The following is a 19,258-nucleotide window of genomic DNA, read 5'->3' as shown; positions in this document are numbered from 1 at the left end:
GAGGAGCGAATAAATCCTTTGTTAAAAATCAATATAGTGCCAAGCCGCACCTCTCGTCGCCGTCGGTCGATACGTCGGCCGATCGCGCCCTTTCGTGATCGGGATCATTGACTTTCGTTATCGATCGTGATCGAATTCCCACGCGGTCGCGTCCGCGCGACGCGGTTCGTCGGGATTTATTGTCCTCCCCGCGAGACGGCGAGCCATGGAGATACTCCACACGTGTCTCAACGTCGAAGACGCGGACCGAACGGCCGACTGGTACGTCGAACAGCTCGGATTCGAGCGCTCGTGGGAGTTCACGACCGAGGACGGCGAGACCCGGAACCTGTACGTCGCCGGCGATTCGGGCGTGGAGTTCCAGCTCTCCGACACCGACGGCGAGACTCCGAGCGACGACGGCGACCGCTACGACCACGTCGCCGTCGGCGTCGACGATGTCGACGCGACCTTCGAGGAGATCGACCACCACGGCGTCGTGAAAGAGCCGGGCGACCAGCCGGCCGCCGGCGCGCGGACGGCGTTCGTCAAAGACCCCGACGGGCACGCCGTCGAGCTGATCGAGCCGCTGTAGTCGGAAACCGATCAGACGACTCTTCTCGCAGCCGTAGGTGACTCGTCGCCCGCCTACAGCGACCCGGTCCGCGCCTGTTCGACCCGACGTGTCGCCTGCGCCATCCGGTTTTCCGTCGCCGCCGCGAGTCCCGGCGGCAGCCCGTTGCGAGCCGCCGCGAGCCGCTCTTCGATCCGAGCGATCCGGTCTGCGACCGCGTCCAACTGCTGGTTTACTCCCGGTGCGTCTCCTTCACGAGCCCGCGCCTCCGCGCGTTCTGCGGCATCGACCGCGGCCGCGAGCGCCCGTTCAAGCCCGGTGACGGCGTTCGACGGCCCGCCGGCGTCACCGCCGCTCGCGGTTTCGCTGTCGTCGTCGTCCCCGTTCTCATCACCATCGCCCGCCGCGGCCGCGGCCACCTCGGCGCGGGTCTCCTCGGCGATGTCAGCGACGAACCCCGCCAGCGAGGTCGCGCCCGTCTCGGGACGCTCGATCCGGATCGGTGAGCCGGTCCCCGCCCCCGCGTCTTCGACCGCCGGGTTGACCCGGTAGGCACCGACCTCCGCCGCCGCGTCGCGCACCTCGGCCGTGTACGCCCCGCTCGCGTGGACGTACACCGCGTCGCTCCCGTCGACCGCGGAGTCGTAGATCCGGCCAGCGAAGTCGTCTTCGAGCGCGGTGCGCTCCAGTTCGGCCTCGCCGGCCGCCTCGCCGATCTCGACTCTCGTCGCGTCCTCGCGTGCGACGAGCGGGATATCGCCGTCGACGCCGGCGACCGTGGCCTCGCCGTTCTCGACGCGGAGCCGCTCGCTGTGCGGCGTCCGTCCCGCGCCGTTGACCGTGATTCGGTGCTCGCCCTCCGGGACGCCAGCGGCGACGGCGACGCCGCCGAACGTCGGAACCATTTTGGGATCGCTCTCGATCAGCACGACCGACTCGACGGCCGACTCGGTCACCGACAGCCCCTCGCCGTCCGGGGCCTCGTCGCTCTCGTCGGCCGCCGTGACCCGGGCGACCAGCCCGTCGAACGCGTCGGCGGCCCCGTCTCCGATCCCCGCCCTGTCACCCACCGCCTCGTACCGATCGGCGAGATCTGCGCGGTGGTTCCCGGCGCTGACGTCGACCGCCGGATCCTCGTACCGGGGCTGTTCCCACGGCACGCCCGTCGTCGTGATGTGGCTCGCGACAGCGTCCTCGACGGCCTCCGGCACCGCGAACTCGAAGCTGAGCTGCGGGCCGGTGAACGCGGTGATATCCTCCAACTCGGTCGTCTCGACGAGGTCGTACTCGACGACCGTCTCTGCGGTGTCGGCCGCTTCCGGGTCCTCCCGTTCTCGGTGGCGGAACGCGACGCCGGTCTCTCGGAGTGGGAGGTCGGTCGGCGGCGACGACAGCGCGTCGAGCGACCGGACGGTGAGCGTCTCGTCGACGAGCGACTCGGCGGTCACCGACGGGAGGTCGGGGTGGTCGTACACCGGCGCGCCCTCGTACTCGGGGACGACGAACGGGAGCCGCATCCCCTCGTCTCGCGGGAGCCCGTACGCGATCGGGACGCCGAGGAGGTCCTCGACCGTGTCGATCGTCGCGTTCGTGATGTCGGCGAGCAGGCCGTCGCCGCCGACGCGCTGGAACCCGTCCGGTATCTCGTTGACCGAGAGCGTACTGGAGTGCGAACCGAGTTCGGTGAGGATCCGCGGTACGCGGTCGGGATCGGGGTCGAGAAACTCGTTGTTCGGCACGCTTCGAGAGTGCGAACTGGCGACGTACAGCTGCGGCTCCCCCGTGTCGAGATCCACGAACACGTGGAGGACTTCCCAGTCGTGCCAGTGGAAGTTCGCGGTGAACTGGTCGAACGCGGAGTACAACCAGAACTGGACGACCGCGAGCGGCGACTCAGCGTAGCGGACGCCGTGATAGAAAACGGTCGGGTCCGGAGGCGCACCATCCTCATCGTAGCGCTCGTGATAGCCGTCGAACGCATTGAACCCGTCGACCACCGTCTCGCCTCCTTCCTCGGTGATGTACGGGCGGGGGTCGGTCGGATACCACGACTCCGCGGCGTCGAAATACAGTGTCGGCGCGAACCGTGCGGCAAGCTCGTCGAGTGTATCGGCGTCCATTGCGACCGTGTCCGAATCAGTCGATTCTGCCACCCTGCCGGTCGATCCCTCTGCCGGATCACTTGGCTCGTCGGCCCCCGCCCGCTCGGCTTGATCGCCCGCACAGCCGGAGACGACTATCGTCCCCGCACCGGCGAGCGAGCCGAGAACGGACCGACGGTCCACGCCGGCGTCGATGCGGTCGGTCATCCCATCGTTCACGACTGCAGCGGCGAATAAGTCTTCTGACGGCGAGAGGGATTCGACCCAACGCGGCCGAAGGTATTTGCGATCGGACGCGCGACATCCTCCACATGGACGGAAAGAAGGCCCTCTACTACGGCGTGACCGCGCTCGCGGTCCTGATCGGCGTCAGCGTCCTCGTCTCCGTCGTCTGGTGGTTCCTGAGCCTCGTGTGGGCGGTGATATCGGGAATCGTCTCGATCATCATCCTCGCCGGAATCGCGTACGCCGCGTACAAGGCCGGATCGTGGTTCTTCGGGAGTGACGACGCGTCAGTCGACACGGACTCGATCGGCGAATCGTGGTCGACATCCGCGTCCGCGGCTGACGACACGTCGGAGACCCGCCAGGACCGACTCCGCCGGCAGTACGTCGAGGGACAGATCAGCGAAGACGAGTTCGAGAACCGGATCGCAAGCGAATTGGAGACGGCGGAGTTCGACGACATCGATCGCGAACTCGAACGCGACCGGTCAAGCTAAAAACGATCCCGGAGTTCTGCGCGCAGATCGTCGAGGTCGAGGTCCTTCATCGCGAGCAACACGAGCAGGTGGTAGACGAGGTCGGCGCTCTCGTAGGTGAGTTCGTCGAGGTCGTCGTCTTTCGCGGCGAGGATCGTCTCCGTCGACTCCTCGCCGATCTTCTCTAACACCGCGTTCTCGCCTTTCTCGTGGGTAAACAGCGACGCCGTGTACGACCCTTCCGGAAGCTCCGCCTTCCGCGATTCGATGGTATCGAACAGCTCGTCGAGGACCGCCTCGGATGGTGCGTCGGGGTCCTCGACGTCTGCACTTTCTGTGTCTGCTCCGTCGGGGTCGCTCACGCCACCACCTCCCGCTTGGGGAAGAACGCGAGGTCGTGGATCCGCGGATCGTCGGTGAGTTCCGGATGGAACGCGGTCGCGAGGACGGGACCGTCCCGAACGGCGACCGGCCGGCCGTCGACGGTGGCGAGCGTCTCGACGTCCGGGCCGATGTCGTCGATGAGGGGTGCGCGGATGAACACGGCATGGAAGGGGTCCACGAGTCCGTTCACCGACAGCCCCGCCTCGAAGGAGTCCTTCTGTCGCCCGAACGCGTTCCGGTCGACGGAGATGTCGACGAGCCCGAGCGGGTCCACGCGGTCGTCTTTCGCGTCGCGTGCGCAGACGATGAGCCCCGCACAGGTCGCGAGGACGGGCTTGTCCGCCGCGACGTGATCCCGTATCTCGGCGGCGATTCCCTCCCGGTGGAGCAGTCGGGAAATCGTTGTCGACTCGCCGCCCGGCACGAGGAGCACGTTGCAGTCGGGCACGAGGCCAGCCTCGCGTATTTCGACGACATCCACGGGCTCGTCGTGGGCGGCCGCGGCGTTCCGGACGGCTGCGGCGTGTTCGGCCACGTCGCCCTGCACGGCGATGACGCCTGCTTGCATGGCCATCTATCCGACGGGGACGGGCAAAAAGGGCGCGCTACGCGGACGAACGTCGACCAGAGACTACTCGGCTGATCTACGCGACCGTCAGCGAGAGGATTTGGACGAACACGCCGAAGAGGACGCAGAACGCGAGGACGGTCTTCGGATTCATCGTGATCGCGTCCCGGCCTTGGTTGTCGAAGTAGCGGACCAGTCCCGCACTCGACATCAGGCCGCCGGAGTTGGAACCACTGCTCATACTCTCCGATGCGTCTCTCTACGTCCTAAACGTTTCGTTCGCGCCACGCAACGCGTCGCGTCACACGTCTCCCATCCCACCGTCAAGTCGGGGCGAACCCACCCCATTCCGTCGGTCGGGGACCGACACGTCGCGGCCGACGGGTTCGGCAGAGCCGGCGGTTTTGTGTTCCATCACGCACGAGTGGGAAACCCTTATGCGCGGTGCGACGGTAGATTTGGGCGGATAATGACTGTTCGACTGCTGGATTTTCACGCAGACTGGTGTGGCCCGTGTAAGACGCAGGACCCGATCCTCGAGGAGATTCAGGAGGACCTCGGCGACGCCTTCGAGCTACAGAAGGTGAACGTCGACGAGGAACAGGACGTCGCCAACCAGTATCAGGTCCGATCGCTGCCGACGCTGATCGTCGAGAACGACGACGGCGTCGTCGACCGGTTCGTGGGCGTCACACAGCGCGAGGACATCGAATCGGCGCTCTCCGAGGCTGGCGCGTAGCTGGCCAGTCGTCGACGACCGCGATCCGACGCGTCTCGCAAGCTTTTACAGCGTCGCCACGACAGTAGCCGTATGGCCAGTTTCGACGCCGCGGAACGCCGCAACCTCGATCGACACATCTGCATGCGCTGTAACGCCCGCAACTCCCCCGACGCCGACCGCTGCCGCAAGTGCGGCTACACGAATCTCCGCCCGAAGGCGAAAGAGCGCCGCGCCGCGTAGAGGAGTCGTCCTGTCGTCGGTCCCAGCTCTCCGACCGGGACCGTTCGACTCTGCGATCCGATTCAATCGTCCGCGAGCGACGCGACATCGAGTTCCCCCACGTCTTCTCTCCGGACCGTCGACCGGTTCGATCGGGGATCTTTCTCGACGGTGACGAGTTCATCTGCGGCTCCTACCAACTCGTCGTCGTGGCTGACGATGAGAATCTGCCGCACGCCGAACCCGCGCATCTCCTCGACGAGGCGGACGAGCCGGGAGACGTGCCCGGAGTCGAGAAAGACCGTAGGTTCGTCGAGGATGAGCGGCGGCGTGGGCGCTGCGCCCTCGATCCCCTCCGAGAGCAGCCGGTAGATCGCACAGCGTAGCGAGAGGTTGAACAGCGCGCGCTCGCCGCCGGAGAGCTGTTCCGGGTCCAGCGCCTCGCCGTCCTTCTGATAGACGGTGAGGACGTACTCGCCGTCGAGTTCGATGTGCGAGTAGGCGTCGTTGCCGTAGACGAGTTCGAACGTCTCGTTGAGGGTGCGCTCTAGCTCGGCGACGTTACGCTGGCGCAGTTCCGCGCGCAGGTCGCCGTACATCGCCTCCAGATCGCTTGTCTCCTCGTGGAGCCCCTCTAGCGCTTCGACCGTTTCGGCCACCTCGTCGCGCTCGTCGCGGAGGGCCTCAAGTTCCCGGATCTCGCCGTTGACCCCGCCGATCGCGTTCTCCAATTCGGTTCGACGCTCCGCGAGCCGGTCGAGCTCCTCGTCGACCTCGTCGAGGTACTCCTCTGCCCGCTCCTTCTTCGCTTTCGCCTCCTCGACCGCGTCCTCGTCGACGGCCGCCGCGAGTTCGTCGCGACGCTCCCGCTCGTCTGCGAGCCGGTCCCGCCGCTCGTCGTTCACCTCCTCCAGACTCTCCCGCTTCTCCCGGCGACGCTCGATCTCTGCTTCCGCGTCGGCGATCGTCGAGCGGCGCTCCTCGATCGCAGCCACCGCCTCTCTGGCCTCGTCGACCGCGGCGAGCGCGTCTTCGAGCTCCGACACGCGCGCCGCGGCCGCCTCGGCCTCCTCGCGCTTCTCCGCGGCGACCTCGCGGGTCCCTTCGGCCTCCTCGCGAAGCTCGGCCGCGCGCTCGTGCTTTTCGGCCGCCGACTTCCGCTTTCGTTCCGCCTCCGCGCGCTTCTCGTCGACGCGCTCTTCGAGCATCGCGACCGTCTCGTCGATCTCGTCGAGTCGATCCGCCGCGGTCGCGAGTTCGTTCAGCTCCGCGATCCGGTCGTCGAGGTCGTCCTCGCGCTCGCGGGCCGCCTCAAGCTTCGCCTCAAGCTCGTCGACGCGCTCGCGGTCCTCCTCGATTCCGCTCGCGTGCGGCGACTCGTCGACCGGCTGCCCGCACTCCGGACACTTCCCCGCCGCGAGCAGCTCCTCGGCCTCCTCGACGCGCTCGCGGGCGTTCTTCAGCTCCGCCGACAGCTCCGCGATCCGCTCGCGAACCTCGCCGCGCCGCTCTCGAAGCGCCTCGCGTTCGTCGGCCGTCTCGTCGGGGGAAACGTCGGCGTCGGCGGTCGCGAACCGATCGCGGAGCGTCTCCGCCTCCTCGCGGAGCTCCGCGATCGACGACTCGCGTTCGTCGGCCTCGTCGGCCGCCGCCTCGGCCTCGTCGTCGAGGTCGGTTGCCGTCGATTCGGCCTCGGCTGCGCGCTCGGCGCGGTCGTCGGCCTTCTCGGCGAGGTTCGCCGCCTGATTGCGAAACGCCTCGGCGCTCACTCGCTCGTCGTCGAGATCCTCGCGAAGCTCGGTCTCCCGATCGTCGAGTTCTTCGCGGCGCTCGGCGATTGCCTCGTCGGTCGCCGCGTCGAGTCTGTCGTCGCCGATCCGGTCGTCGATCGCGGTCTCGATCTCCGCGATCCGCTCGCGGGCCTCGGCGATCGCGTCGCGGTGCGCGTCTCGTTCGCGCTCCGCCTCGCGGATCGCTTCTTCGATCTCGCCGATCGTCTCCGCGACCGACTCCAACTTCTCGCGCTTCTCCGCGTGCGTCGACAGCGTCTCTGCCGCCGTCTCTCGCGTCTCTTCGGCCTGTTCACGCTGGGTCTCGTACCGGTCGATCTCGTCTGTGACCGCCGCGAGGTCACTTTCGAGTTCGTTGAGACGGTCGTGGAGTCCCTTCGCTTCTTTCTGTGCGATCTGATCGCCGATCTGATCGAGTCGCCCGCGGCGGTTCTCCAGCACGTCCTCGACGCCGAGCCGGGCGTCGCCGGCGCGATCGCGGTACTCTTCCAACTTTCCGAGCTGGAGCAGGTCGTCGATCGTATCCTGTCGCTCTCGGGGCGTGGCGTTGATCAGCTTGTTCACCTCGCCCTGCCGGACGTACGCGCAGTTAACGAACGCCTCGGCGTCCATCCGGAGCAATTCGGTGATGTACTCACGAACCGCGTGCGCGCCGTCGCGGGTCACGTCGCTCCTGTCTATCGATTCGAGGGCACACTGGTGGTCGATCCGGCCGTCGTACGTCTTGAGCCGCCGCTCGACGTGATAGGACGCGCCGTCGTGCGTGAACCACAACTCGACTTCGGTTTCTTCCTCGCCGTTCGTGATCACGTCGTCGAGCGTCCCGTCGAGCGCCGTCGAGCCGTACAGCGCGAAGAAACACGCCTCCAGCAGCGACGACTTGCCGCTGCCGTTGAGCCCGTGGATGACGGTGACGCCCTCCGTCAGCCGGAGGTCGGCGTCGCCATACGGTTTGAAGTTGGAGAGGCGAACGCGGTCGAAGTTCACAGATAGTCCTCCATGGAGACCTGTCCGTCGATCGCAGACGAGCCATCGGTATCCGCGTCGTCGGTGTCGTCCGAATCCGCGTCTTCGGTGTCGCTCAGGTCTGTGTCATCAGGGTCGGCCTCGTCGGTGTCGCTCAGGTCTGCGTCATCAGGGTCGGCCTCGTCGGTGTTGCTCAGGTCTGTCTCGTCAGGCCCAGCCCCGTCTGCGTCGTCACCGTCGGTCGAGGTCTCGATGTCCCCTGATTTCCGATCGAACGCGTCGGGGTCTTCCAGCCGTTCCTCGACGCGACGTTTCACGGTCTCCCTGACGTTGCTGTCGGGAACCGTGTCGGCTCGGATCGCTTCTTCGACATCGTCCGCGGCCGCAGAAAGCGACATTTCGTCGAGCCGCTCGCGGACCGCGTCCTCGGGGTCGGCGAAGCTCACGTCCACCTCGTCGTCCGTCTCGATCTCCCGTCGGTCGGTCACGCGGGCGATGAGCGCCCCCTCGTCGTTCGCGAACTCCTCGACTGCGGCCGGCGTGACCGGGTCGCCGTCGCCCGTCACGTCGACGATGACGACCGCGTCGTCAAGGTCGTGCTGGCGCACCTGCTCGCGCACGCTCGCCTCGCCTTCGCCCTCGCGGAGTTCGACCTCGACGAAGACAAACCGGCGCGTATCGAGCGCGCGCCGCCGAATCTCGGCGCGGTCGTCGCCCCCGGTGGCGTCAGCGTCGAAGGTCACGAGATTGTACCCGCGCCCCTCGCGCTCGCTCGCGCTCGCGCGCTCTGTCGACCCCGGATAGGTGACCCACGTGCCGTCGACCTCAGCGACATCGGGCGTGTGGTTGTCGCCGAGGAGCATCGCGTCGAACGCGACCGTGCTTTCGTCGAGCACTTCCTCCGTGTCCCAGTCGGCGTAGCCGAACGGCTCGAAGAGGCCGTGAGCGACGAGGGCGGCGTAGTCGGCGTCGTGGACGGCGAACGCGTAGTCGAGGTCGTCACGCCGAGAAACGGGAACGTGATCGAGCCCGTAGAATGCGGTGTCGCCGACGGTCGTCGGTTCGTCGCCGAGCCGGGTCGCGAGCCCGAGCCGCTCGAACAGGTCGAGCCACTGGCCGTCCCGCGTCGACTCGTGGTTGCCGACGACCGCGAGGAAGGGGATATCGGCGTCGTCGAGCCGCCGGAGGATGGATATCGTCCCCATCAGGTCGGAGAGCTCCGGCCGTCGGTCGTGAAAGAGGTCGCCCGCGTGGACGACGGCGTCGACATCGCCGTCGACCGCGTCGTCGATCACGGCGGCGAACGCGTCGAGGAAGTCCTGTCGTCGGACCGGCGAGTGGTACTGCGCGTACCCGATGTGGGTGTCGCCGGTGTGTATCACCCGTGTCATCTGTCCGCGTCTTGGCCGGTATCGGGTTTAGGGGTTCCGGGGGCGTGGCATCGATCGCGCGACACGACCGCGTCCGTCGTCACCCGCCGGCCGTAATCACCCGGCGGCCGCTGCCCGAAACCGGCGGTACGCGTCGAGCGCCTCGCGGCCCCGCTCGGCGACCGCGTCGTCGCCGTCGCGTTCTGCGGACGCGATCGCGTCGCGCAGCCGATCGAGTCCGCCGATATCGACGAACCCGGCGGCCCGCCGGAGGTCGGCGCGCGCCGCGTCCGCCTCGTCTATCACGGCGACGGCTGGACGCGTCGCGGTGTTGGTGCGTGTCGCGAGCGCGGCGAGCGCGCGTTTGACAGCGGTAGTGGAGACCACAACACCCTCTGCGTCGCTATCACTGGTAAGGATTCGGGGGAGCGCACACTTCACACGGCGAGCGTGTACAACCGCTTGCGAGCGTCGGTGAACGAGAACCGGGCGTCCACGACCCCCTCGTCTTCCAGCCGCGAGAGCGCGTATCTGACGGTCCGTGACGGGAGGAGCGTCTCCTCCGCGAGTTCGCTCTGAGTCAGGGTGTCGTTGTAATCGAGCACTTTCGCGACGAGCTTCGCGCTCGGCGGAAGATCTCGGACGTCGCTCCAGCGGTCTGTGGCGCTCTCCTCGGCGATGACGGTATCGGTGGTACTCATGCGTACTGTCTCCTTATTCATACCGCATAATAATATTTACTATCTTATTTAATTACTGTAGGGCATTATACGCGGGATGTACCCGGTAGATCCTCTTCCACCCGAAACCTCTTACGCGCGAGACGCTTTATTACACCCAATGACAGACACCGTCGACGACGTCGAGATGCCCTACGATGGGTCGGCGTCGAGACAGGAGAAGATCGAGTCGCTCCAAGAGGAGCTCGACGTGCTCGAGTCGCAAAACGAGGAGATGCGCGACAAGCTTCTCGACGCGAACGCCGAGAACAACAAGTACCAGCAGAAGCTCGAACGGCTCACCCACGAGAACAAGAAGCTGAAACAGTCTCCGCTGTTCGTCGCGACGGTCCAAGAGATCACGCCGGACGGCGCGGTGATCAAACAGCACGGCAACAATCAAGAGGCGCTCACCGAGATCACGGACGAGATGCGCGAGACGCTCGATCCGGACGACCGCGTCGCCGTCAACAACTCGCTGTCGGTCGTGAAGAAACTTGAGAAAGAGACCGATGTCAGGGCTCGCGTGATGCAGGTCGAGCACTCGCCGGATGTCACCTACGCCGACATCGGTGGGCTCGACGACCAGATGCAGGAGGTCCGCGAAACCGTCGAGATGCCACTCGAACATCCCGACATGTTCGAGGATGTCGGAATCACCCCTCCGAGCGGCGTGCTGCTGTACGGCCCGCCGGGCACCGGGAAGACGATGCTGGCGAAGGCCGTCGCCAACGAGACGGACGCGACGTTCATCAAGATGGCCGGCTCCGAGCTCGTCCACAAGTTCATCGGCGAGGGTGCGAAGCTCGTCCGGGACCTGTTTGAGGTCGCCCGCGAGAACCAGCCGGCCGTCCTCTTCATCGACGAAATCGACGCGATCGCCTCGAAGCGGACGGACTCGAAGACCTCCGGCGACGCCGAGGTCCAACGGACGATGATGCAACTGCTCAGTGAGATGGACGGCTTCGACGAGCGCGGCGAGGTGCGGATCATCGCCGCGACCAACCGCTTCGACATGCTCGATCCCGCCATCCTCCGGCCGGGCCGCTTCGACCGGCTCATCGAGGTCCCCAAGCCGGAGACCGAGGGCCGAGAGATCATCTTCAAGATCCACACCAGAAAGATGAACCTCGCGAGCGACATTGACTTCACGGAACTCGCCAAGATGACGCCCGACGCCTCCGGTGCCGACATCAAGGCGATCTGTACCGAAGCCGGGATGTTCGCGATCCGCGACGACCGCACGGAGGTCACGCTCGACGACTTCCTCGACGCACACGAGAAGCTCCGACAGGACGACGACGGCGGGGCCGACGACTCGCTGGCGTTCGCCTGATTGCGCCGGATGCACCGGCCGCTCCCGAATCGTATCGAATCGTCACGATCTCCGACCGCCCGAATTTTTCACCGACTTCCCGAACGATCGTTCACGCGACGAGGACGAGGTACGGAACCGCGAACACGAGCACGAAGACTACCCCGACTGCGATCACGTACCCGACTCCGACGCCCGCGAGCGCAAGCCATCCATCGTTGATCGATCGATCGGCGTCCACAGTCACACGTCCCCGGCCATCGCGCGGAACAGCGCGTCAGTCAACTCGTCGCGGTCCACCGTCGACCCTTCCTCGTCACCGGTGGGGTCGATCGTCGGCGTGATCGTCCCGCCGCCCATCCGCGAGTGACCGCCGCCATCGCCGTTGTCGACGTCCGCGAGCACTGCATCGATCGCGTTGCCCATGTGGACACGGTCATCACGGGATCGGCCCGAGAGGTGGACGGTCCCGTCGCGCTCGCCGATGATGACGACGGCGCTCACGCCCTCCAGTTGGATCAGTTCGTCCGCGGCTTGCGGGATCGCGTCGACGTTGTTCACGCCACCGACGTCCGCGACCGCGAACGAGCCCTCGATCCGGCGGCCCGCGATCGCCCGCGCCTTCACTTCGAGCACCTCCGCGTCGACGGCCGGGTTGGCGATCCGATCGAGACGGTCCTGATCGACGCCCGGATACAGGTAGGCGGCCGCCGCGAAGTCCGGCTCGCTCGCTCCGACTGTGAGGTGTTTCGTGTCGGCTAAGATCCCGTACAACAGTCCGGTTGCCGTGTCCGTGGGCAGCGTGAGATCGCTTTTTGTCTCGCTCGCGTGCTTGTCCGGCGGGACTGGGGTCGCGCCGTTCTCCTCGAAATACTCGGCGACGACCGACGCGGTCGCTCCGTAGTCGGTCCGCACGTCGGTGAACCGCTCTCCGGAACCGTCACCCGGATGGTGATCGACCACCGCCATCGGGAGCACCCCGTCGGCTCCCGCGAACCCTCGCGGTTCGTTGTGATCGACGAGCACCACGGACTCGGCGGCGAGATCGCTCACGTGTTCGATGGGATCCAGATCTAGGTCAAGGACGGTCCGAAACGCTCGGTTCTCTTGATGTCGGATCTGTCCCGGGTATTGAACGGTAGCACCGACGCCGACTTGGCTCGCAAGGGACGCGACACCGAGCGCGGCGGACATCGCGTCGGGATCGGGGTTCGGATGCATCAACACGGCGATCTCGTCCTGTTCGGCGAGCAGCCGACGGAACGTGACGCCGGTCGATCGATGGGCACGGAACAGCGTATACGCGACGACGACACCCACGCCGACGGCGAGAAGTGCTGCCATGGTCAGCTCCGGGTTCTCACGCGCGAGCGTGGCCACCCGTGAGACCTGCCCGTCGGTCACGCTCTGAGCCCACATGTCTCTCCGCGACTCACTCCCGCTACATGAAGTTTGGTCACCGTTCCGGCTCGACGCGATCGGGGCGGTCGAACCCGATCACGGACCTCACCCGCTTTGACGGCGAACGTCTCGGATTGCGTCGCGGTACCCCTCGCGGAACGTCGGATACGCGAACGCGTACCCGAGATCCCGGAGCCGCGCGTTTGAGCATCGCTTGCTCGTTCGGATCCGTCGCTCGGCGGCCGTCGAGAGGTCGCCGTCGATGATCCGCTCCGCCTTCGATCGCTTGGTCGGACGGGGAACGCCGCACGCGTCAGCGAGCCAGTCGGCGAACGCGTGCTTGTCCACCGGCTCGTCGTCGACGACCAGCACGGACTCGCCCCGGGCCGCGTCGGCGTCGAGGACGAACCGGACCGCCCCGGCGGCGTCGTCACGATGCACCATGTTCAGATATCCCGCCGTGACCGGACCGTCGAGGTAGCGATCGATCCGGTACCGCTCCGGACCGTATAGCCCCGCAAAGCGCGCGACGGTCCCGTCGATGCCGGCCTCGGCGGTCCCTTCGACCGCGACGTGTTCTGCCTCCGCGAGGACGCGAGTCTTCTCCGTCGTGGGGTCGATCGGCGTCGCCTCGTCGACCCACGCGCCGTCGTGGTCGCCGTACACGCCGGTCGATGAGGTGTACACCAGCCGGTCTGGCGTCGTCGATCGCGACCCGTACTCGTCGATCACGTTCCGCAGGCCGTCGACGTACACCGACCGGGCGGCGTCGGCGTCGCGGCCACCGGAACTCGCCGCGAACACGATCGCGTCGGCGTCGGGAAGCGCTTCGAGCGACGACGGGTCCGTCGCGTCCGCCCGGACTGCCGCGATCCTCCCGTCCGATCCGTCGATGCGGTCGTCGAGCTCCCGAATCGCGGCGAGCCCGTCGTCGGACCGCCGCACGCCCGACACGTTGTCTCCGCGCTCGGCGAGCTGTCGCGCGAGTTCGATACCGACGTACCCGCAGCCGACGATGACGACTCTCATCGCTTCCGCCGTTCGATGAGCGACGCGATCTCCGCCAGCTCGCCGACTGTCATCGCAGCGCGTCCCTCCAGTGCCTGCTGGACCTCCTGTCCGGTCAGATCCGCGTCGATTCCGGCGGCGATCGTGTCGACATCGAGCACCGCGGTCGTCATACCCATCAGCAGGTGGTCTCTGAGTTCGGCCACCACGGCGTCGGCGTCGCGGTCGGCGGACAGCGCCAGCACCGCCGCCCCGTCGGCCACGGTCAGCCCGTCGACATCGCCGTTGAGCGCCGCATCCGCGCTCCCAGCGTCCAAGCCGATCTCGTCTCGGATCCTCGACCGCCCAATGTCGGTCGCCGTCTCACTCAGGGCCCGAGCGAAGGCCGATCGAAGCTCGGTCGCTGTCACGTCTGAGTGCTCCTCGTCCGCCGTCGTCGTTCCTCCACCGTCTCCCACCGCATCGTCGACGACCTCGTGAAACATAATTACCCTCGGCGGCCGGATCGCAAAACGTCTGCGGTCGTCCGGATCGGAGCGGCGACCGACCACCGACGCGCGGCTGGCGAGGTGGACGCCCCGCGATCACGACGCCGCGCAGTCGTCTGCCGTCGCCGCGGTGTCCATCGGACCGGGACACGGCCACCCGCTCGACGTTTCGTCGCGGACCCCGTCCACGTCGCCGACGCCCGGCGGCCCGGCCGGGACGGCCACCACGACGACGGTCGACGTCTCGAAGCGCACCGGCTCCGTCTCCCCCAATGTGACCGGTGTGCCGCCCACGTCCACCGTGACGGTCCCCGCCTCACGGACGTATTCGAACCGGTCGTCCGGCGTTCCCACGTCGGCTCGTAACGCGAACCGTGGGTACTCGCCGCGGATCTGGACCCGCCACGCATTCACCGTCGCCACCCAGTACCCCGGCACCGGCGCGACCGGCAGTCCCGCGCCGACGCGCCGGACCGGCTTCGGATCCCACTTTTCGACCGCCTCCTCGCCGTACTCCTCGACCGCCTTCTCTCTCGCCGCCTCCGCGGCGCGGTCGCCGGCTGCCGCCATCTCGGACTCGATGGACTTCTCCATCCGGTCCCGGATCAGCAGTCGAGCGCCGTCCGTCGGGCCCTCGACGAACCGCACCGGAATCCGAACCGCGTCGCGGCCGGCGGCGGTTCGCGTCTCGACTCGGAGCCGCGCCGCGAGCCCCGCTTCCGCCGCTTCCGACAGCGATCCGACCGCCGCGGCCTCGGCGGCGACCCGATCCGGGTACGTCCCGTCGCCCACCGCAACAGCCCGGTCTCCGACCGACTCGTATCGACTTGTCACGCGAGCGAGTACGTCGCGCCGCTGAGTCGCCGTCAGCGATGTCTGCGAGCGGAGCGCTCCCGAGAGGTCTCGATCGACGGCTCGCAGCGACCCGGAGACCTGTCCGGCGAGCGCGTCTCGGTCCGCTCGCAGATCCGGATCGTCTCCCTCGTCGAGCACGTCGTCGGCCATGCGCAGAGCCCGGCCTGCAGTCCCGATCCGAACTGTGTCCTCGGTTCCGAGCAGTCGGTCGACGATGCCGCTCGACACGTCGCCGTACGGGACGGTAACGTAGTTGACGTTCCGGACGGCGAGCGGCCGCATCGTCGTGCCGTTCAACCCCGCGACATCTGCCCCGTCCACCGCGGTGCGGGGAAGGTACCCCGGACTGCCGGTCGGCGCAAACGTCACCGCACCGCCCGGGCCGCCCTCGGCGACGACGTAGTTCCCCGGATCTCGCGCGGCCTCGCGGCTCGCGATCACGTCGCCGACCGGCGGGCCGTCAAACGCGCCGTTCACGCGGTCGAGGAACCCCGTCGTCGCCGCCTCCCGATCGGCGGCGGCCGCCTCCAGTTCCTCGACGACAGCGTCGACGAACGCGGCCCGCGCGGCCGTCCGAGCCCGATCGGCCGCGCCGTCGTACCGGCGAGGTGCGTCGATCAGATCGCCGCGGCGGTCGCGGACCGCGTCTGCGAGGTCGGCGTACGGTTCGGCCTCACCCACCGCGGCCGCTTCCATCGAGGCCGATGTCTCGATGTCCCGCACGGTCGCCGACAGCGCGGATACGTCGTTCGCGATCAGCGCGCGGTCGGCGTTCGACCGCTCGCCGTGGACGGTGGCCGAGCGCCTGACTCCTCCGTCTTCGATCGCCTCACGCGCTATCCGATCGACGCTGTCGTCGGTGTCGATGTCCAGTTCAGAGCGGGCGGCGTCCGGCGTGTCACGCAGGTCCGGTCCGTCGGTCCGCTCCCCCGCTCCGAACGTCGCCGCGGGTCGGTAGGGGGCGATGTCGGTCGGCGCGTGCCGTCCCGTGACGTCGACGCGGACGCGATACCGGTCAGTCGTCCGATCGTACGTCGTCGTCTTGCGGGTGCTGACGCCCGTTATCGTGCCGTCAGCTCCCTCGTGGACGACGGTCCGCTCCCATCGGGCCTTCGCCGTCCGGTCGACCGACACGGCCCGCGTCGAACTTCCGAACGAGCGTGGCTCTCCCGGCTCGACCGTTCCGGTCGGCGTCTCCCGAGGAACGCCGCTCCCGTGGACGACCGGCGTCCGCTCGTCGCGGTCGATATCGTCGAGGACCCAGTCGTCGCCGTGGTCCGGACGGGGCGGGTCGAGTCGCCCGCCGTCGACGGTCTTGGTCGTCGACGTGCGGACGGACGCCGTCACGCGGTAGGATCGGTCGGCGATCGCCGCGGCGTCGTCGTGGACCGCGACCGCTGCGACGTCGGCGGCGTGCCCCACGGAAACGGAGGTCTTCTCGGCTTCGGAGTCGCGACCCGGTTCGTACACCGTCCGCTCGCCGTCGGACGCGCGTCCGGTCTCCGGCGTGGGTGCCGAGAGCACGGTATCGGTCCACGACGCCTCGTGCACGCCCGTCGGTTCGAGCAGGTCCGTGATCCCCGTCCGCGCGGTTGCGCGAGTGACGCCGCCGCGCGCCGCCGGATCACTCGCGCCGAAGACGTCCCGTTGTATCCGGACGATCCCGGCGTTCGTCGACAGTTCGACGTGTCTGTTCGCGAGGATGTTCTCGACTGGAGCCCCGGCGTACTGGCCGTATCCGCGGGCCCACGTCATCGCGTAGAGGCTCGCTGTGACCTGTCGTCCGAGCCCCGGCCCCTCGACCGGTCCCCGGTCGAGTCGCGCTTCGAACTGCTCAGTCCGCTCGTGCGCCGAGAGGGTCGGAACCGCTACGACCACGGTCCGATCTACGGTCTCCTTGACGACCGTGCGCCCGTTTCGCGTCGCTGTCGTCGTCACCGCCTCGAACGTCACGCGCACTGCCGTCCCGTTCGCCGCCGGAGCGATCCGCACGCGGTCGCGAGCGTTGGCGAGTTCGCTCGCCTCGTCGACCGCCGGGAGCGACGCGTTCGCGGTGACGGGGCCGACCTCTGCCGTGACCTCCGAGAGCGCGGCTGTCCCGGCGAGCGCGAGCCGGACCCGAAACGCGTCCTCGAACGCTGATCCGTCGCGTACCGCCGTTCTCGCAGCGCCGGCGTCCGGTGGCGCGGTCACGGGCTCTGCGGCCACGGCGTGCGCCGTCTCTCGCGCAGCGGTCCGAAGCGCCGCGGTCGCGTCGGCGTCGGCCCGCTCGACGGCTCGTTCCACGCTCCGGTCCTCGGCGATCAGCCCCTGATCGACCACGCCCGCAGCGTACGCCGAGCTCGACACCAGCAGGAGGACGCCGATCAGCGCGAACGGTACGCGGGCCCGCTCATCGACGACGAACGTCCGGCGCTGACGATCGATCGTCCCCCTCCAGCCCGAACCGTCTCGCCCGCCGCGATCTCGCACGGTTACCACCTCCTGACCACGATCCGGACGTGGCCGTCCGACGTGGCGGAAACGACTGGACGAGGCTGCGTGATCACCGCCGCGGTGGTGTCTGCGCTCCGCGGCGGTGCGGTCCCAACGCTGACGCCGGTGGATGATTTGACGACGCTCGGTGTCACGGAATCGGTTGCCTCGGCCGATCGCGTGGACCAGGGATGGCCGGCAGCGATCGACCGATTGAGTCGATCGGCTGAGCCGCCCTCTCGAATGCGGGCATCGATCCGCGTTCGGGCGTCGAGCCCCGCCCCCACCACCGCCAGTGCCTGTCGCTCGAAGCCGTCGGTGGCTACGGTGTCAGAGTCGGCGATGTCGTCCGTATCAGCGTCGTTGACCGCGCCGCGTGACCTGCCACGTGCGTCATGTGCGTCGACAGCGAGCAGCGCCAGAAGCTCTGCGCGTGTCGCGTGGACGGTCCGGTTTCCGCCCGGCGCGCTCGGGTCCGCGTAGGTCACCGTCACCGTCTCGGTCGAGAGTCGGTCTGCGATCTCGCCCGCGGTCGACGGCTCTGCTCCTGTTTCGAGTCCGCCGGGCGAGAGCGCGAGGACGCTCGCCGAGACGCACAGGAGCAATACGCTCACGTCGAGGACGGTGCTCGTCATCGCCGCACCGCCGCACGCAACGTGCCGCGCACGTTTTGCCCCGGCGCGACTCGGACGGTCACGCTCTGACGAGCGACGGCGACTCGGTCGGACGCGAACGGATCGTCCAGTTCCGGTGCGGTCGCCCCCGTACCGACGCGCCACGTCTCGCCGTCGGCGCGAATCTCCACGGTGGTCGCGTACCGGAACGGCTTCAGGCCGTCTAACCGATTGGGGTCCACGACGCCCCCGACGGTCAGCGCCGGTTCGACTCGGTCGAGCGTCGCCTCGGCGACCGGCCGTTCGTGTTCCGGCGTCGCACCGTCGATAGCGGTGACGTACAGCCCGAGCGCCGCACCGACCGCCACCACCGCGACGAGCGCGGCGATCGGTTCAACCGCGGCGCGGTCCGCGGTGCTGCCGCTCGTGACTGCGGTATCCCTCGCTGTTCGACCCGCCGACTCGTCGCGATCGAGCGGACGTTCACCCGACCAGCGTGACATGGACACCTCCATAGTGGACTCGCCGTACAGTGAGCCGCTCCGGTGCCTGTCGCCACGCCGCGTCGGCGTCGCGTGCCTGTTCGGCGATGGCAGCAAAGGTGGCCGGATCGTCGAACGCGGACGAGGGCGGCACGCCGCCGAGCACGCGACGGAGCCCGTCGGTTCCGTTCGTCCGGTTCAGCCCCATTGAACCCCGTCCCGCCGGAACGGGAGTTATCTTCGGACCGTGCAGCGACGCGGTTCCGGTTCCGCCGTCGCTTTGTAGCGCTATCGAGCGTTCTGTGAGCCGAATTCGGTTCGCGGCGAGGCCGTGTTCGGCCGTCGACGGATGCGTCCCGTCGGCGACCGAATCGATCGTGTGTGCCACTCCGCTCGCGTCCGGCGGCGGAGACGTCGGCAGCGTTGCGGCCACACCCGCCGTCGCGACGCTCACCAGTGCGAGTCCGAGCCACGCGTACGTGGCGTCGACGTTCGTCTCAAACATGGGGCGGATGGCCGCGGCTCGG

21 protein-coding genes are annotated in these 19,258 nt (G+C 67.9%); 5 read left to right on the top strand and 16 right to left on the bottom strand.

Annotated features, from left to right (window positions below):
• The first annotated feature begins 205 nt into the window (after window positions 1-205).
• Window positions 206-574, top strand: coding sequence for a VOC family protein (locus NO887_RS02025; RefSeq protein ID WP_256416834.1), 369 nt, complete (start codon window positions 206-208; stop codon window positions 572-574).
• 53 nt (window positions 575-627) lie between these two features.
• On the opposite strand, the gene NO887_RS02020 is transcribed toward NO887_RS02025, so the two are convergent.
• The gene (locus NO887_RS02020) at window positions 628-2,862 is read right to left on the bottom strand and encodes a hypothetical protein (protein WP_256416833.1); all 2,235 of its coding nucleotides are present in this window, start codon (window positions 2,860-2,862) and stop codon (window positions 628-630) included.
• A 104-nt stretch (window positions 2,863-2,966) separates the two neighbouring features.
• Here NO887_RS02020 and NO887_RS02015 point away from each other — a divergent pair, with 104 nt between their 5' ends.
• On the top strand, window positions 2,967-3,377 hold the full coding sequence (locus NO887_RS02015; RefSeq protein ID WP_256416832.1) for a hypothetical protein: 411 nt from the start codon (window positions 2,967-2,969) through the stop codon (window positions 3,375-3,377).
• Here the strand turns inward: NO887_RS02015 and hisE are convergent.
• The 3 genes from hisE to NO887_RS02000 form a co-directional block, all read right to left on the bottom strand.
• On the bottom strand, window positions 3,374-3,718 hold the full coding sequence (hisE, locus tag NO887_RS02010; RefSeq protein ID WP_321169349.1) for a phosphoribosyl-ATP diphosphatase: 345 nt from the start codon (window positions 3,716-3,718) through the stop codon (window positions 3,374-3,376). The two genes, NO887_RS02015 and hisE, sit on opposite strands and share 4 nt — an antisense overlap.
• Window positions 3,715-4,308 carry a pyridoxal 5'-phosphate synthase glutaminase subunit PdxT gene (gene pdxT, locus NO887_RS02005; RefSeq protein ID WP_256416831.1) on the bottom strand — a complete coding sequence of 198 codons (594 nt, stop codon included), beginning with the start codon at window positions 4,306-4,308 and terminating at the stop codon, window positions 3,715-3,717. The genes hisE and pdxT overlap by 4 nt, the downstream gene beginning before the upstream one ends.
• A 76-nt stretch (window positions 4,309-4,384) precedes the next feature.
• A complete protein-coding gene (locus NO887_RS02000) occupies window positions 4,385-4,549 on the bottom strand; it encodes a preprotein translocase subunit Sec61beta (RefSeq protein ID WP_049984357.1) in 165 nt (54 codons plus the stop codon).
• A gap of 228 nt (window positions 4,550-4,777) precedes the next feature.
• Here NO887_RS02000 and NO887_RS01995 point away from each other — a divergent pair, with 228 nt between their 5' ends.
• Together NO887_RS01995 and NO887_RS01990 are read left to right on the top strand one after the other, a co-directional pair.
• Window positions 4,778-5,047: a thioredoxin family protein gene (locus tag NO887_RS01995; RefSeq protein WP_144924704.1), complete on the top strand. Its 270-nt coding sequence runs from the start codon at window positions 4,778-4,780 to the stop codon at window positions 5,045-5,047.
• 72 nt (window positions 5,048-5,119) lie between these two features.
• Window positions 5,120-5,269 (top strand): 50S ribosomal protein L40e, encoded by a 150-nt coding sequence (locus NO887_RS01990; RefSeq protein WP_008848891.1) that lies wholly within the window; start codon window positions 5,120-5,122, stop codon window positions 5,267-5,269.
• Window positions 5,270-5,331: 62 nt separating this feature from the next.
• Here the strand turns inward: NO887_RS01990 and rad50 are convergent, their stop codons facing one another.
• From rad50 to NO887_RS01970, 4 genes are all read right to left on the bottom strand, one after another.
• On the bottom strand, window positions 5,332-8,025 hold the full coding sequence (gene rad50, locus NO887_RS01985) for a DNA double-strand break repair ATPase Rad50 (protein WP_256416830.1): 2,694 nt from the start codon (window positions 8,023-8,025) through the stop codon (window positions 5,332-5,334).
• Window positions 8,022-9,395 (bottom strand): DNA double-strand break repair protein Mre11, encoded by a 1,374-nt coding sequence (gene mre11 / locus NO887_RS01980; RefSeq protein ID WP_256416829.1) that lies wholly within the window; start codon window positions 9,393-9,395, stop codon window positions 8,022-8,024. The genes rad50 and mre11 overlap by 4 nt, the downstream gene beginning before the upstream one ends.
• Before the next feature lie 96 nt (window positions 9,396-9,491).
• Window positions 9,492-9,761 carry a DUF7966 family protein gene (locus NO887_RS01975; RefSeq protein ID WP_256416828.1) on the bottom strand — a complete coding sequence of 90 codons (270 nt, stop codon included), beginning with the start codon at window positions 9,759-9,761 and terminating at the stop codon, window positions 9,492-9,494.
• Between the two features lie 50 nt (window positions 9,762-9,811).
• Window positions 9,812-10,075 carry a MarR family transcriptional regulator gene (locus NO887_RS01970; RefSeq protein WP_256416827.1) on the bottom strand — a complete coding sequence of 88 codons (264 nt, stop codon included), beginning with the start codon at window positions 10,073-10,075 and terminating at the stop codon, window positions 9,812-9,814.
• Between the two features lie 139 nt (window positions 10,076-10,214).
• On the opposite strand from NO887_RS01970, the gene pan1 reads away from it, so the two are divergent.
• Entirely contained in the window at window positions 10,215-11,429 is a 1,215-nt protein-coding gene (gene pan1 / locus NO887_RS01965) for a proteasome-activating nucleotidase Pan1 (RefSeq protein WP_256416826.1), read from the top strand.
• Window positions 11,430-11,520: 91 nt separating this feature from the next.
• On the opposite strand, the gene NO887_RS01960 is transcribed toward pan1, so the two are convergent.
• The 8 genes from NO887_RS01960 to NO887_RS01925 all read right to left on the bottom strand — a co-directional run bounded on the left by NO887_RS01960 (window position 11,521) and on the right by NO887_RS01925 (window position 19,236).
• Window positions 11,521-11,649, bottom strand: a complete 129-nt coding sequence (locus NO887_RS01960; protein ID WP_256416825.1) for a hypothetical protein — start codon at window positions 11,647-11,649, stop codon at window positions 11,521-11,523.
• Window positions 11,650-11,651: 2 nt separating this feature from the next.
• Window positions 11,652-12,827, bottom strand: a complete 1,176-nt coding sequence (locus tag NO887_RS01955; protein WP_256416824.1) for a DHH family phosphoesterase — start codon at window positions 12,825-12,827, stop codon at window positions 11,652-11,654.
• Between the two features lie 87 nt (window positions 12,828-12,914).
• Window positions 12,915-13,838 carry an NAD-dependent epimerase/dehydratase family protein gene (locus NO887_RS01950; protein ID WP_256416823.1) on the bottom strand — a complete coding sequence of 308 codons (924 nt, stop codon included), beginning with the start codon at window positions 13,836-13,838 and terminating at the stop codon, window positions 12,915-12,917.
• Window positions 13,835-14,302 carry a DUF5791 family protein gene (locus NO887_RS01945; RefSeq protein WP_256416822.1) on the bottom strand — a complete coding sequence of 156 codons (468 nt, stop codon included), beginning with the start codon at window positions 14,300-14,302 and terminating at the stop codon, window positions 13,835-13,837. Before NO887_RS01945 ends, NO887_RS01950 begins: the two co-directional genes overlap by 4 nt.
• A 99-nt stretch (window positions 14,303-14,401) precedes the next feature.
• Window positions 14,402-17,641: a DUF7286 family protein gene (locus NO887_RS01940; RefSeq protein ID WP_379812038.1), complete on the bottom strand. Its 3,240-nt coding sequence runs from the start codon at window positions 17,639-17,641 to the stop codon at window positions 14,402-14,404.
• A complete protein-coding gene (locus tag NO887_RS01935) occupies window positions 17,635-18,270 on the bottom strand; it encodes a DUF7284 family protein (RefSeq protein ID WP_256416820.1) in 636 nt (211 codons plus the stop codon). Before NO887_RS01935 ends, NO887_RS01940 begins: the two co-directional genes overlap by 7 nt.
• Window positions 18,267-18,752, bottom strand: coding sequence for a DUF7285 family protein (locus NO887_RS01930; protein WP_256416819.1), 486 nt, complete (start codon window positions 18,750-18,752; stop codon window positions 18,267-18,269). The genes NO887_RS01935 and NO887_RS01930 overlap by 4 nt, the downstream gene beginning before the upstream one ends.
• Entirely contained in the window at window positions 18,733-19,236 is a 504-nt protein-coding gene (locus tag NO887_RS01925; RefSeq protein ID WP_256416818.1) for a DUF7283 family protein, read from the bottom strand. The genes NO887_RS01930 and NO887_RS01925 overlap by 20 nt, the downstream gene beginning before the upstream one ends.
• Window positions 19,237-19,258: the final 22 nt, after the last annotated feature.

The sequence above is a fragment of the Halorubrum laminariae genome (genome assembly GCF_024494655.1).
In the GTDB taxonomy this organism is placed as follows: domain Archaea; phylum Halobacteriota; class Halobacteria; order Halobacteriales; family Haloferacaceae; genus Halorubrum; species Halorubrum laminariae.
This window is presented reverse-complemented; position numbering and strand designations above follow the sequence as displayed.